This window comes from Pseudomonas sp. PS01301, assembly GCF_029960215.1.
Classification (GTDB): domain Bacteria; phylum Pseudomonadota; class Gammaproteobacteria; order Pseudomonadales; family Pseudomonadaceae; genus Aquipseudomonas; species Aquipseudomonas coleopterorum.
In genome coordinates, this window is record NZ_JASCPM010000099.1 from 1 (window position 1) to 2893 (window position 2893).

Genomic DNA, 2893 nt, shown 5'->3' on the forward strand with positions numbered 1-2893 from the left:
CCCCGCTCCCACAGAAGATCTTATTTACCTGTGGGAGCGGGGCGGGCGGCGAGCTCTCTGCCCGCGAAGAGGCCAGCACAAGCACCACAAGACTCAATCCCTCACACCCCCTCCAGCACCCCGGCCAACTGCTCTATCCCTGGCCGGATCTTGTCGGCGTCGATGGCATGAAACCCCAGCCGCATGAAATTCCCGGGCGGTGCGGGCTTGAAGAAGAACTGCGCTCCGGATTCGATCAGAATGCTCTTCTGCGCCGCCGCCCACGCCAGTTTCTGAGTATCCACGCCGGCCGGTGCCTTGAGCCAGAATGCGCTGGAACTGTCGCTGCCCAGATGCTGGCAACTGCTCAGACATCGACTGACAGCGTCCTGCATTGAGGCCCGTCGCCGCCCATGTTCCTCGCGAAAGCGGCGCAGGTGCGCATCGTAGTGACCTTGAGCGAGAAACTCGGCCAGCATGCGCTGGTTGTTCAACGGCGGGTGCCGGTACATCAAGCGGCGCAGGGCCCGCAGCTCGCTGATCAGTTCGGCATCGGCCACCATGTAACCCAGGCGCAGCCCCGGTGAAAAGGCTTTCGACAAGCTGCTCAGGTAGATCACCCGCCCACTGCTGTCGCTGGCCTTGAGCGCGGGCTGCGGATGATGGTCCAGGTTGAGCTCGGCGTCGTAGTCGTCCTCGATGAGGATCTGGTCGTGCTGGCGAATATGCTGCAGTAGGCGGGTCCGTCGTGCGGCACTCATGGCGATGCCGGTGGGCACCTGATGGCCCGGCGTCACATAGAGGTAGTCACAGTCGTCCAGGCGAGCATCCACCACCAGCCCTTCAGCGTCGATGTCCTGCTTGTGCACGTGAGCTCCTTGCAATTCGAAGATGCTCAGGGCATCGCGAAAACCGGGGTTCTCGATGGCCACCTTGACGCCATGCGTCATCAGCAATGTAGCCAGCAGGTACAGCGCGTTCTGCGAGCCCAGGGTCAGCAGGATTTCGTCAGAGCTGGCCCAGATGCCCCGCTTGGGCAGCACGCGGGTGCGCAGCTGTTCGATGAGCATCTGATCGTCGCGGTCGAAACGATCGCACAACCAGCCTTGATCGCGTTCGCTGCGCAGGGTGTTGCGCGACACTTCGCGCCAGCGTTCCAACGGGAACAAGTCCCGTATGGGCTGCCCGTAGATGAACGGGTAGCTGAAGCCACTCCAGTCACCGGGCCGCAAGACGCCGTGCTTCAAACTGGGGAGCATCTTCAGGCGCCCGGCCCAATCCGGAGCGCGCTCCGCATCGCAGGTATCGCTGTAGCCGACCGGACGGTGACGACTGAACGATGGCCAGGCGTTGCGCGCATCGCCGCCGCAGTAGTCGGCATGCAGGTAGTAACCACTGCGAGGGCGGCTCACCAGATAGCCGTTATCCAGCAGGCTCTCGTACACCAGTGCCACGGTATTGCGCGAGATGCTCAATTGCTGGGACAGCTTGCGGCACGACGGCAAGGGCTCATCGGGTGGAAACCCTCCGCCCAGAATCGCCGACACCAGAGACTCGCGCAGTTGCTCCTGCAAGCCGCGCTGCTGGTCGAAATCCAGGTAAAACACGTGATCGATCATGCTCTCGCTCCGCGATGGCCCGCCGCGGATTGATCCGCGTCGAAGCGCTTTCACCTGTCCTGGACCCGCCCGGTTCCCAGGGCGAGCCAACCTGTTGGCACCCATGCCGATCGATGGACTTTGCAAATAGCGCGCCATGCTTTTTTGCGCACGCAACTGGCCAGTCGAATGTGCCCAACTGCCCCTATCGCTGTGCGCAGACGCCTCACTAAGGTTGAGGCCATGCCACTGAACGCCTTCGTTCAGCGAAACGATCAGGCCTATTTCAACCCTCGGGAGCAGCATCCATGAAGCAACCCCGCAAGCGTTCGATGACCGGCACATCCCTGGGCCTGCTGCGCACGTTGAGCCTGGCCACGCTGGTACTCTCGGCCTCGTTCGGCGCCCATGCCGACCTCGCCGAGGTGAAGAGCAAAGGTTTCCTGAGTGTCGCCACCGAGGATGACTACGCACCGTTCAACTACATCGTCGATGGCAAACCCGAAGGCTTTCACAAGGAGCTGCTGGAGGACCTCAAGGCCTACGCCAAAACCCAGAACATCGATGTCAAGCAAGACATCCTGCCCTGGACCGGGCTGCTTGCGTCGGTTTCTTCCGGCCAGTACGACGTGGCCTTCACCGGCGCCCTGGTCACCGATGAACGTCTGCGCGTGTTCAACTTCGCCCCGCCTTTCGCGTCCGCCCAGCACTTCTACGTCAAGCGTGCCGATGACAAGCGCCTCAGCGATATCGCCAGCCTGTGCGGCAAGACCGTCGGCGTGCAGGCCGGCAGCGCACTGCTGGCACGCCTGCCCGAGCTCAAGAAAATGATGAAGGACAAGGGTTGCGAGATGGGCAAGGTGGTGGAGTATCCGTCGTACCCGGAAATCTACGCCGATTTGGCCAACGGTCGCCTGGACTACGCCGTGAACGCGCTGATCTCGGTGAACGACCTGATCAAGACCCGCGGCGACACCTTCGCCAAGGGCATTGCCGTGTCGGGCGCCGGCTTCGCCGCCTGGCCCGTGCCGAAGAACAGCCCGGAGCTGCTCACGTTCCTCAGCGGCTTCATGGACCAGATCCGCGCCAACGGGCGTCTGGCCGCGTTGCAGACCAAGTGGTTCGGCGAAGCCTTCCCGGACATGCCCAAGGAGCCGATCACCAACGTCGAGCAGTTCCACACGTTGGCGGGGATGAAGTGATCGCCTGAATGATCGGGTTGTGCCGGTCTGGCCTCTTCGCGGGCAGATGGCTCGCCGCCCGTCCCGCTCCCACAAGGCTACACGGCTTATCACTCATCCCTGTGGGAGCGGGGC

The 2893-nt window shown here is 62.7% G+C and carries 2 protein-coding genes; one reads left to right on the top strand and one right to left on the bottom strand.

Annotated features, from left to right (window positions below):
• Positions 1–101: 101 nt before the first annotated feature.
• The gene (locus QMX89_RS22535) at positions 102–1598 is read right to left on the bottom strand and encodes a PLP-dependent aminotransferase family protein (RefSeq protein WP_049860820.1); all 1497 of its coding nucleotides are present in this window, start codon (positions 1596–1598) and stop codon (positions 102–104) included.
• Between the two features lie 287 nt (positions 1599–1885).
• Here QMX89_RS22535 and QMX89_RS22540 point away from each other — a divergent pair, with 287 nt between their 5' ends.
• Positions 1886–2779, top strand: coding sequence for a transporter substrate-binding domain-containing protein (locus QMX89_RS22540; RefSeq protein ID WP_082223655.1), 894 nt, complete (start codon positions 1886–1888; stop codon positions 2777–2779).
• Positions 2780–2893 lie beyond the last annotated feature (114 nt).